Origin of the sequence: Lutibacter sp., from assembly GCF_016342705.1 — a bacterium.
Lineage (GTDB): Bacteria > Bacteroidota > Bacteroidia > Flavobacteriales > Flavobacteriaceae > Lutibacter.
In genome coordinates, this window is the sequence record NZ_JAEINV010000026.1 from 22,247 (window position 1) to 32,929 (window position 10,683).

Consider the following 10,683-nt stretch of genomic DNA (forward strand, 5'->3'; position numbering starts at 1 on the left):
GAATTTGAAAAATAAACATTTGATTTTAAATATGAATAAAAATACAATGAAGATTTTCATAAATTTTTGTTATTTTTTGCTTTTTGCAATCCTACTCTCTTGTGGATCAGACTCCTCTAAAAATCAGAATAAAACTCAAAAAACGGCTGTTGAAACTGGTAATGCTGAAGAAAAAAGTAGTGGTACAAAAACAATTTTGGTTTTTGGAGATAGTTTATCGGCTGGATATGGGTTAGATGATGTAAATGATGCTTTTCCTTCAATTCTTCAAACTAAAATAGATTCACTTTCATTGGGATATACCGTTATTAATTCTGGTGTAAGTGGTGAAACAACTGCTGGTGGAAAAAGTAGAATTAATTGGGTTTTGAATGAATATATTGATGTTTTTATTTTAGAATTAGGTGCAAATGATGGTTTACGTGGTGTTCCTTTATCTGAAACCAAAAAAAACTTACAAGCAATTATAGATGCTGTGTTAGCAAAAAATTCTGAAACTAAAATTATTTTAGCTGGAATGCAATTACCTCCAAACATGGGGCAAGATTATATTACTGAGTTTAAAACTATTTTTCCTGAATTAGCCAAAAAAAACAACCTCTATTTAATTCCTTTTTTATTGCAAGATGTTGGCGGAATTCCAGAATTAAATCAGGCCGATGGAATACATCCAACAGTTGAAGGGCATAAAATATTAGCAAAAAATGTTTGGGAAGTTTTAGCGCCAATAATTAATTTGTAAAAATTTTAATAATATAAGTATGTTAAAAAAAATAGGCTAATATTTGTTATTATAAGCTGTTTTTTAAGTTTAAATGTATTTTCAAATCCATTTGTACGCATAGATTCAATTAGTCTAGCTAAGACAAAAAAAATGATTGAAAATGTGACTGATGCAAGGCAAACAATTTTAGTATATAACAAACTTATTAATAATAACAAATTATTGGACATAAAAAATCCAACTGACTTTAATTCCTCCAACAAGAAACAAACATGATTATTTGAGTATTAGTAGATATGTGGCAATATGAAACAGAAAATAAAAGGAGCTTGTTTTTAGCTTTAAATTATTTAACACCTGTTGTTAATGGGGAAAAATGGAAACATGATACTTTAAAAAGTATTGATACAACAGGCTTAATTCCAATTATACTGCTAATACCCAATGAATACAGAACTTTAGAGTATAAAAATGTTTTAACTAAAATTTTAAATAATACACAAGAAGATGACTCTTTTCAAGAGTTTTGGTTGTTAAACATTAATCAATTATAAATAGCAATTCCTTTTATTTTTTTCTTCATTTAATGTGCAATTATTAAGCATCAAAAAATAAACTTTGCTTACAGTTTAAATCTCGATTGTTTACTTTTGCAATGCATTGCAAATTTATATTTATTTAAAATAAAAATGTTACAACTTTCTTTTTACCTAAAACAACTAACTTGGTATACATCATTTAAAACAACATTATTTAATAATCCAAATAGGTTTTTAGCAATTAAAGCAACTATGGTAATTGGAATACTTGTTGTTTTAATGGTCAGTATTGGAATGCCTTTTTATGCTGTAACATTAGCTCTGGGAGCTCTTGCTGGAGCACTTTCAGAAACAGATGACCATCCAAAAGGGCGCTTAAAATCTATGATTTTAAAAATTATCAGTTTTGCAATATCAAGTTTTTCAGTAGAATTATTACAACCATATCCTATACTTTTAGGAATTGGACTTGCTTTGTCTACCATTATTTTTATTTTAATTGGAGGAGTAAGTGAACGATATAGAGGCATAACATTTGGGGCTTTACTAGTTGGTATTTATGCCATGATTGGTTCTCCAATTAGTCCTAATTGGTATATTCAACCTATTTTACTAACATTAGGAGCATTTATTTATGGTGCTTTTTCTTACATATTTTTACGTTTAAAACCATATAGTCTTCTAGAGGAACAACTGTCTAGAGGTTTTTCTGCGCTCTCATTATATTTAAATGAAAAATCAAAATTTTTTCCTAGCAATAAAGATGCAGAAAAAGAAATAAGAGCAAAACTTTCGCTCTTAAATGTGCAAACTGTTGAAGCATTAGACCGATGTAAAGAAGTTTTAAATAGTTATGGTGAGTCACTTATAAATCAACAACCATTAAAACCATATTTGTATTATTTTATGGTTTTGCAAAGTTTGCATGAGCGTGCAGCATCTAGCCATGAACGTTATGATTTATTAAGTACGAACCCTTCAAATAATGATTTAATTGGTGGAATTCGTCAATTATTACATGAACTATCACATGCCACTCAAAATTTCTCAGAAAGTTTACTTACAGGTATTCCTTATGAACACCCAATATCTCTAGATTGGTTGACAAAAACCATAAATAATTCATTAAAAAATAATGAATTAAAACCTTCTTTACCTATAAAATTACTGATTCGTAATTTAACCGAATCTCATGAAGCTTTAAAAAACATTCATAAAAATTTTAACACCGATTTATTACCTAAATTAGAAAAAAACACAAGTACTTATTTTGAGCGATTAAAAGACCAGCTAAGCATTAATCACCCAAGAATGCAACATGCGATAAGATTAAGTCTCTCTTTTTTAATTGGTTATACTTTGTACAAGTATTTTCATATTGCAAAAGGAGAATGGATAATTCTTACCATTTTATTTGTACTTCAGCCCAGTTATAGCGAAACAAGAAAACGACTTTTACAAAGGACTTTAGGAACTTTCGCAGGTATAATTATTGGTGTTTTGGTTGTTAAATTATTTTCTTTTTCAGGGCAAATTGTTTTAATGCTCACTTCTGCCTATTTATTTTTATTTTGGATGAAACAAAAATATTCAATCAGTATTATTTTCATTACCATTTTTGTATTGTGTGCATTTAATATTATTGCAAATAAAGGTGTAGATGTGGTGGCTCCACGTTTAATAGATACTTTAATAGGAGCTTTTATTTCGTTTTTAGTGGTTCGGTTTTTATGGCCCAATTGGCAATACAAGAAGTTGCCGAATTTATTGAGTGAAGTAATCCTAAAAAATACAGCCTATTTAAAAGCAATTTTAATAGAATATAAAAACCCAATAACGGATGATTTAGCCTATAGAATTTCAAGAAGAGAAGCTCACCGGGCAGATAATGCTTTGGTTATAGATTGGCAGAATATGCAATTAGATCCTAAAAAACATCAAAAATTAAAAGAAACAGCCTTTGCTCTTACCTACTTAAACCATGCGTTACTTTCTTATTTATCCGCATTAGGAGCTCATAGAAATCTGCAAACAAAACAAACTTTAAATATAATTGTATTTGAAAACCATATTTTAAAAGCTTTAGAGGAATCTATTGCTTGGCTAACTACTAAAAACAATAGTGAAATAGAAAGTATTGAAAATAGTTTAGAAGAAATAAGTGCACAATTACATACTAAGAAGGAAGAAGCTGAACAGATTCATTATACTTTATTATATAATATTACTGAAGTGACCATACAAATACTTGAACAAGCAAAATTATTTAAGCAAACTGAAAATAACAGTTAAAAAATTTATTACTATAAAATCTATTTGTAAAACAAAAGCCTTATTCTACAAGTTTTAAAATTTGTAAAAAAGGCTTTTAGAATAAAAATTAATACTTGTTTCCTCCTATTTTTAGTTTTTAAATTCGTAACCGCGTCCTGGAGTATAAGGCATTCCAGATTTTACTAGTTTATCTTCTAATTGTTTTATATCTGTATTATAAATAGCTTCTACTTGCTTCTTAATAACATCAATTTCAGCTTTTGCAATTGTATAACTATCTTTATGTGTTTTTGTAGGTGTAGATGTTGTATACTTTTGCTCATTACTAATAATTCCAATTCTATTAGCTGGTGTTTGAGGTTGATCTATATCTAATTTAGTTTTTATAGGATCTCCATACAAGGCTACGTTAATAACTTTAATTTTATTTTCTATGGCTAAAACAGAGTTTGTAAATGCTTCAAAAGGTTGTTCAGATCTAACAATAGCAGCTTTTATATAGGTAAGTTTCTGGTTTATTTCAGAAATCATATTTTGGGTATTTCTATAATTGGCTTCCAACTGTGCTATTTGCTTTTGGAACGCTACTTTAGCTTCTCTGTTATCAGCCGGTAATACTGTATTATCCAATGCTTTTACATTAAAAGATACTGGATTTACTAAGTTAGTTACTTTACCATCAGCATACAATTGCATTTCTATTGTATACTCTCCAGGTTGTGCCAATGTACCTTCATCTTTGGTTGCCCAAGGATTGTAAAAAGATGATTCACTTAAATTTATAGGGTTTTGAAGCGTATACCTTAAATCCCAGTTAAAACGTTGAATTCCTTTTTCTGGTTTTCTATATTCTTTTTTTACAACAATTCCTTCAGCATCTTTAATTGTAAATACCAACTCAGCAGCTATTTCTTCATTTTCACTTTTATATTGATTATAATCTGGATAAGAAACATCTTTTTTATCTTTTATAAGAGCCATTTCAGCCTTAGAACGTTTGTCCTTTAAAGATTCATAATCCTCATTATAATAATATGTAATCATAGCTTCCGAACCTAAATTTGGCGCAGTAAAAAAGTTATCACCCTGAAAAGATTTTCCCGGTAAACCCAACGGTAAACTTTGTTCCCACGTTAATGCGTCTCTAATTGGGTAAATAATAGCAGTTGAAGAAGGTTCAACATTTTTAACAGTACGCAAGGCTGAATAATCATCTAACACATAAAATCCTCTACCAAAGGTTCCTATTACCAAATCGTTTTCACGTTCTTGGATAGTTATATCTCTCACTAAAATTGTTGGTAATCCTGCTTTTAATGCTTTCCAATGAGCTCCTTTATCTGGTGAAAAGAATGCGCCAAATTCGGTACCGCAAAAAATTAAATCACTATTTTTATGATCTTCCTCAATTGTATATACACTTCCTCTTTCTGGCAAATTACTACTAATATTTGTCCATGTTTTCCCTTTATCAGTAGATTTAAAAATATAAGGTTTAAAATCACCATATTTATGATGATTAAAAGCGGCATAGATAACATTAACATCGTGTTTTGATAAATATACACTATTTACATATGATTGATTTGGAGCTCCAGAAATATTAGTGATTTTTCTCCAAGAAATTCCTCCATTTTCAGAAATATGTATTAATCCATCATCAGTTCCAACTGCAATTAAGTTTTCATCAATTGGAGATTCAGATAATGCAACAACGCTTCCATACAATGATGTTGAACCATTTTTAGCTACTGCATCAATACTAACTACTCTATCATATACTTTTAGTTGATTTCTATCAATTTGTGCAGATAAATCATCACTGATAACTTCCCAACTATTTCCATAATCATTAGACCGGAATACTTTATTTCCAGCAAAATATAAACGGCCTGATGCGTGTCTGCTCACTGCTAAAGGCGAATCCCAATTAAAGCGATATGCATTTTCATTTGCTCTTTCTTTTGGTTGAATTCCAACAATTTCACCACTTTTTTTATCGTAACGTACTAAAAATCCATTTTGAGATTGCGCATATACAATATCTGGATTATTTGGATCTATTTGAGATTCAAAACCGTCTCCTCCATTAGTTATAAACCAATCGAAATTTGTAATTCCATGATTTGTAAGTACTCTTGAAGGACCACCAAGACTGAAATTATCTTGAGTACCACCATAAACATTATAAAACGGATAATCGTTATCAACTGCTACTTTATAAAACTGTGTTAAAGGAATATTTTCTTTAAAATCCCACGTTTTTGCAGCATCAAAAGTTTCATACATTCCACCATCGCAACCAACTAACCAATGGTTATTATTATTTGGATTTATCCACATACAATGGTTGTCTACATGTTTAAAAACTTCACCTACTTTTGAAAATGTTTTTCCTCCATCATGACTAACAGACATCCAAGTATCCATTGAATATATGGTATTTTCATCCACAGGATCGGCAATAATTTCCTGATAATAATTACCGCTTGTTACATGTTCACTTCTTTTTTCCCAACTTGCTCCTCGGTTTGTAGAAGCATAAAAACCACCTTTGTCATCAGCAGCTTCAACAATAGCATATATTATTTCTGCATTTGCAGGTGAAATTGCCAAACCAATTCTACCCAATTCTGTTGTTGGTAATCCTTTATTTATTTTATTCCAAGTTTTACCACCATCGGTACTTTTTTGCATTCCAGAACCTGGTCCTCCACCAACATAAGTAAAAACGTGTCTTCTTCGTTGAAATGTGGAAGCATATAACACATCAGGATTTCTTGGATCCATTACCACATCATTTACACCAGTATGTTCATCAACTGTTAAAACAGCCTCCCAAGTTTCTCCTCCATTGGTAGTTTTATACAAACCTCTTTCCCCTCCTTTGCTCCATAAAGGCCCAATTGCCGCTACATACACAATATTAGAATTTTCTGGATGAACAATAATTCTCCCAATGTGTTCTGAAGTTTTTAAACCCATATTCTTCCATGTAGTTCCACCATCCAAAGATTTATAAACACCATCTCCATAATTAACCGAACGTTGGTTATTGTTTTCACCAGTACCAACCCAAATAACATTTGTATTGTTTGGGTCTATGGTTATACAACCTATTGAATAAGAGCCTTCTCCATCAAATATTGGAGTATATTCAACCCCTGAATTTATAGTTTTCCAAACGCCACCTGCTGAGGAAGCTACGTAATATTCAAATGGATTGTTAGGATTTACAGCAATATCTGAAATTCTTCCAGAAGTTAATGCTGGTCCAATACTACGCCATTTTAACCCATCTATTTTTATAGATTCCAATGGTTGTTTTACTTCTTTTTTAGATTTTTGTGCATGCGTAAATTGTAGACTTAAAAACAGTACTACAAATGAGATAACGATTGTTTTTTTCATTTAAAAGAGACTTTTAATACAGTGATTGTATGATTAATGAATTTCTATCAAATATATAAAAGTTATTTCGAATTTAAATCCTTTGTACCTATAACAATAGTTGCATTTGTAATGAATTTGAACGTTTTAAAAGGTTATAAATAAAAAATACTTTCAAAAGAATGACTTAAGAAAGTATTTTTTTAAATTGAATTATGAAATTATTCACATAATTAAACAGCCTTTTTTAGCAAAATATCCATTATATATTGAGTTTCTTTATTATTCTCATTTTTAACTTCAAATATTGTGGCTTTAGCATTTTTAATGTCTTTATTGGGTGAATTGGCTTCTAAAGTTTCGAATTTACGTTCAATAGTACTTTTAATTAAAGGAATGGTATCTTCATAACCTATAAAAAGAATACGTTCTAAAGCTATTTTATTAAGCAAAAGATTGACTTCAAATTCACAACCTTTATTCTTTTCAGAAAATCCACGTAAGTCCATTAAAACAACACTTGCTGTTTCTATCAACGTATTTACAGTCATTTGCCAAGTATTATCGTAACACGATATAGGTGTTTCTTTAAAAGTTCCATCTAATTTTAGCGGTTTACGTTTTAACCTAGCTAATTCTTTTTGCAAGGCACTTTCGTTTTTAACAAAATTACGTTTCATACCTCTAATACTCCACTCTATAAAAACAAACGCTCCAATAATCATTAATGCAATAAAAGGCCCAAATATTTCAGAATCTGTATTCTCAAGTTGTGTATAAATTAAAAATATAATGATTATAAACACGGGAAAACTATGTTTAAAATTGCGCTTCCAAAACACTTTGTAAAATGATGGATCAGCTACAGTAAAATACGATCCAAAATATTTCCAATAATTAGCTAACCTTGAAAAAGTAAATAAAGAGGTTTTTTTAATTAAAAACACACGTAAAATTAGAAGTGTTAAATTAGCTTGCTTTTGAGTTTTTTTATTTAAATGATATAACAAATAAATATTAAATCCTACAGCTGAAAGCATTGTAATACCTTTTGGAAAATCGCCAACACTAAGATTAAGTACACCTTCAATTAAAGCTATTAATAACAATGCAATAGCTATTAAATTTTTCCATTTGTATTGAAATACGGCAAAACTAAATTTCCAAAAAGGTGCAATGATATCAAATATTCCATCCTTATAAGCTGTAATTTGATGCCTATAGCCTATTTGTCCCATTGTTGTCCAAATTAAAAATAAAATTGCAAATAAGAAATATGATAAATAAAGTGGGTCGTACGAATCAATAATAAAATAACCAGCTACACTATAAACCAAAATAATGAGCAAATCTGTAAAAAATTGCGATTTCATCATTTTTTTTGCCCGTTCAACCTGCGTTTTTCTATGGATTGCTATATTTGAAAAATCCGAATCTGAATTTAAAGATTCAAAAGAAAGCTTTTGGTTATTATCTAATTCTTGAGCTGGTTCTATGAAATTTGCATTATTTTCAACTTTGGAAGATTTGGATAGCATCCAACGGTTCATAAAACGTATTAAAATAAATCGTGTAGTATAAGCTATAATGGCAGCAATTATAAGGATCGCAAATCTATTTCCCAAACCTTCAACAGGATCGTTTAATAATAATGGGAAAATAAGGCCGAACCGAATTAACAAGTAAGACACATTAAGTGAAAGGAATGAAAACATAGTAAATAATTTTAGTTAGTAGTAGTATAATTATCTAACAACCAATATAGTAAATATTATTGGAACTATTTAAAATGTATTTTCAAAATGATTACGTTAAAAAACTAGCATGTAAAAATTTTATAAAATCATCATTAGGATTGTCTGTATTCATTAAACAAGTATACGCTTTATAAGCATTTGTGTGCATAGAAATTTTTTCACGAATTCCTGACATTTCAGCAGCTTTAGTATAATATTCTTTAGCAACATCTAAATTATCTAGGTATAAATTGGCTTCTGCAATTGTTGCATATTTCCACAAATTATTTCGACAAGCATTTGCTGCTTCTAAAGCCTGATTTGCATAATTCAGCATTTCATTTTCATTATTTTTAAGAACAATACTTAAAAAAGCAAGGTTAATAGCTTGGTAATAAATCTGATTTAAGTTGTTCTCTTTCAAAGCGATTGCTAACCCTTTAGTGTAATAATCAATTGCTTGTTGTCCATCTTCTATTTTATAGTTAAGTAAATAAGATCGTTTATATCTACCACCAATAATTCCAAATAAATCTCCATTATCTTTAGCCAATGGGTGATTAGTTATGAGCTCTATAGCTTCGTCTTTTCTATCTGCACCTTCCAAACTAAAAGTTAATTGTCTTAATCCATTAATATCAAGAGAGTTTGCAATAGGCAACAACTTTTTAATAACGGCGTCATATTTGCCAAGTGCTATATTAATTTCTTCGCTATTTGTATACTGATTATAAAATAAATTATTTGTTAATGTACTTACAATAAGGCTATAGGAGTCATTAAATTCATCTGCTGGTTTAACCATTGATGAATGATTTCCTGCAACAATTTCGCAATATTCCTTTGGAAATGATCCGAAACTAGACGCTTTATCCACATATTCATCATCTGTAGCTGCCGCTACTTTTAATTTAAATGGATACTTGTTTTTAAAAACACTGTCCCATTCATTTCTCAATGAAACTATAAAATCTCCCGTACTGCTTAATTCTTTGTATTTGTTATTCCATAATTTAATTAGTTGTGTAGCTTCAATCCCATAGTTGGGCGTTCCTAATAAAATTAAATGAGAAATTTTACTTCTAAGTTCTTCACTTAAATTTACAATAGCTTTTTGAGCTATTAATCCACCCAAACTATGTGCTACAATTGCAATTCTATCGTATTTATCAAATTTATATTTGAAAGATTTTGCTAAATATTCAGAAATTTTATCAATATCCTTTATTCCTCCCCAAATGTCTTTCCCAAATTCAGGATCTACATTTGGTGAATATCCTAATGGTTTCATATCCCATCCATTCATTCTTTGGTCTTTCATTAATAATTCAGGGATAATACCGAAAGTATCGGCGGCTTCACCTGAGAAACCATGAACAAAAAGCAACAAATTATTAGATGCTTCTGTTTCTCTATATGATGTAACAACTTCTTTTATTTCTTTACTCGAAATTTTTTCTGGTTTATCGGTTTGTTGGATTGAAAGTTTTTCTCTAATTTCTTTTGGAACATAGCTAAGTACAAAATTATCATAAAGCTGAAGGTTTACATACGGGTTTTGGGCTTTACCACCTTGCATTGCAATTCTTGGCACTTCTTCTTGCAAATAAGATAAAACTTCATAAATTCTAATAAAAGGATCTTTAAATTCAGATTTATTTTTCCCTTGAACAGCATCTATTAAACATTTGGTGAAAATACTATTTTGACCTGTGGGTTGATAGGATAATTGATCTTCTCTACACGATGAAATTATTGAAACCCCTCGTTCATTGTCTATCTTTTGTCCTAAACCATCCGCTACTTCAGAACTCTTTGCGTTTAAAATTATTCCCGATTTACTTTTAACATCCTCGTTTTTATTAAAAAAACCACCTTTTGTCATTCCTTCTGCATGACAACAGTCTAAAAAGAAAATAAGCCGTTTAGATTTTAAACCATTTATGTATTATACTGAAATAGGTTGACCTTTTTTTGGTTGCTTTAACCGTTCAAAATATTTTTTTTAGCCGTTTAGAAG

6 protein-coding genes are annotated in these 10,683 nt (G+C 29.7%); 3 read left to right on the forward strand and 3 right to left on the reverse strand.

Annotated features, from left to right (window positions below):
• The first annotated feature begins 31 nt into the window (after window positions 1–31).
• The 3 genes from JEY78_RS15550 (at window position 32) to yccS (ending at window position 3,555) form a co-directional block, all read left to right on the forward strand.
• Entirely contained in the window at window positions 32–742 is a 711-nt protein-coding gene (locus JEY78_RS15550; protein WP_291853556.1) for an arylesterase, read from the forward strand.
• A 278-nt stretch (window positions 743–1,020) separates the two neighbouring features.
• The gene (locus JEY78_RS15555) at window positions 1,021–1,278 is read left to right on the forward strand and encodes a hypothetical protein (RefSeq protein ID WP_291853559.1); all 258 of its coding nucleotides are present in this window, start codon (window positions 1,021–1,023) and stop codon (window positions 1,276–1,278) included.
• A gap of 135 nt (window positions 1,279–1,413) precedes the next feature.
• Window positions 1,414–3,555, forward strand: a complete 2,142-nt coding sequence (yccS, locus tag JEY78_RS15560) for a YccS family putative transporter (RefSeq protein ID WP_291853562.1) — start codon at window positions 1,414–1,416, stop codon at window positions 3,553–3,555.
• Between the two features lie 111 nt (window positions 3,556–3,666).
• Here the strand turns inward: yccS and JEY78_RS15565 are convergent, their stop codons facing one another.
• From JEY78_RS15565 to JEY78_RS15575, 3 genes are all read right to left on the reverse strand, one after another.
• The gene (locus JEY78_RS15565) at window positions 3,667–6,948 is read right to left on the reverse strand and encodes a glycosyl hydrolase (RefSeq protein WP_291853565.1); all 3,282 of its coding nucleotides are present in this window, start codon (window positions 6,946–6,948) and stop codon (window positions 3,667–3,669) included.
• Window positions 6,949–7,160: 212 nt separating this feature from the next.
• The gene (locus tag JEY78_RS15570; protein ID WP_291853568.1) at window positions 7,161–8,642 is read right to left on the reverse strand and encodes a hypothetical protein; all 1,482 of its coding nucleotides are present in this window, start codon (window positions 8,640–8,642) and stop codon (window positions 7,161–7,163) included.
• Window positions 8,643–8,733: 91 nt separating this feature from the next.
• Complete coding sequence (locus tag JEY78_RS15575; protein WP_291853605.1) at window positions 8,734–10,608, reverse strand: tetratricopeptide repeat-containing protein; 1,875 nt, start codon at window positions 10,606–10,608, stop codon at window positions 8,734–8,736.
• Window positions 10,609–10,683: the final 75 nt, after the last annotated feature.

Excerpts from the sequence above, each read along its gene's own strand:
- JEY78_RS15550 (WP_291853556.1), top strand. The coding sequence starts at position 32 with ATGAATAAAAATACAATGAAGATTTTCATAAATTTTTGTTATTTTTTG.
- JEY78_RS15555 (WP_291853559.1), top strand. The coding sequence starts at position 1,021 with ATGTGGCAATATGAAACAGAAAATAAAAGGAGCTTGTTTTTAGCTTTA.
- yccS (WP_291853562.1), top strand. The coding sequence starts at position 1,414 with ATGTTACAACTTTCTTTTTACCTAAAACAACTAACTTGGTATACATCA.
- JEY78_RS15565 (WP_291853565.1), bottom strand. The coding sequence starts at position 6,948 with ATGAAAAAAACAATCGTTATCTCATTTGTAGTACTGTTTTTAAGTCTA.
- JEY78_RS15570 (WP_291853568.1), bottom strand. The coding sequence starts at position 8,642 with ATGTTTTCATTCCTTTCACTTAATGTGTCTTACTTGTTAATTCGGTTC.